This is a genomic window from Vibrio sp. Y176 (assembly GCF_033438945.1).
On the sequence record NZ_JAWOQS010000656.1, the window covers coordinates 1 to 652 of the forward strand.

1 protein-coding gene is annotated in these 652 nt (G+C 47.7%); it reads right to left on the reverse strand.

What is annotated here, in order from left to right; genetic code table 11:
* Positions 1-74: 74 nt before the first annotated feature.
* A partial coding sequence (locus R7O13_RS27895) for a di-heme oxidoredictase family protein (protein ID WP_318305328.1) occupies positions 75-652 on the reverse strand: 578 nt, incomplete at its 5' end.

Genomic DNA, 652 nt, shown 5'->3' on the forward strand with positions numbered 1-652 from the left:
TCGATTGGCAACCAACTAAGCTTAGCGTTGTAACAACAGCGCTCATTAATGTTGTTTTCTTCATGGTTGCATCCTTACAGAGAGTTCAGAAACGCAATCAATGCGTCACGTTCTTTTTGGTTCAGCGATAACACGTTTTGTTTCGCTTGTTCCGCTTCACCACCATGCCAAAGCACCGCTTCCATCAAGTTACGTGCTCGACCATCATGTAAGAAATACGTGTGACCGTTCACTTCTTCTGTGTAACCAATCCCCCAAAGTGGTGGCGTACGCCATTCACGGCCATTGGCAAGATATTCAGGTCGATGATCAGCAAGGCCCTCTCCCATGTCATGCAACAGCAGATCGGTATACGGGTGGATAAGTTGCTCTGACAGCGCAGGCCGGTCTGCTCGTTTTGTCGGTTTTACACTGGTTTTATGGCAGCTTTCGCACCCCGAAGCAGCAAAGATCTTTTGGCCAAGCTGAACATCAGGAGCATTCACATTTCGACGAATCGGCACGGCTAAGTGTTGGCTGTAAAACTCTACGAAGTCGAGTATGTTTTGGCTTACTTCTGGCTTGCCGCCATTTGGCAACTCCTCACAAAGGGATTGCTTCGCCGTGCAATTTTCATTCGGAAACAAGTGACTTGTTAGACCAACATCACCAT